Raw genomic sequence first — 221 nt, 5'->3', positions numbered from 1 at the left:
GCGGCGGCGAAAGACTGCTCTGTGTCTTCAATTTCGCCGGAGGACCGGCCAATTGGCCGTTGCCGGGGAATATCGGAGCGGTTGTTCAGCTGGATGGCAATGCCGCGATCGTCACGACCGAGCTTTTGCTGCCAGCGCTCGGAGTCTTTTTTGGCAGGCTCGTCTGATACCCGGACCGTTACTGCACCAGCACGGCACGTCCGCATGTCGCGCCGGTGACC

General features: G+C 62.0%; 1 protein-coding gene. It reads right to left on the bottom strand.

The annotated features are described in order from the left end of the window. On the bottom strand, positions 1-221 hold a 221-nt coding region (locus EOC06_RS42830; protein WP_245469750.1), incomplete at both ends, for a hypothetical protein.

The organism is Mesorhizobium sp. M7A.F.Ca.MR.362.00.0.0, assembly GCF_004023175.1.
Classification (GTDB): Bacteria; Pseudomonadota; Alphaproteobacteria; order Rhizobiales; family Rhizobiaceae; genus Mesorhizobium.
The sequence above is the reverse complement of the archived record's forward strand: the minus strand, read 5'-3'. Positions and strand labels throughout refer to the sequence as shown.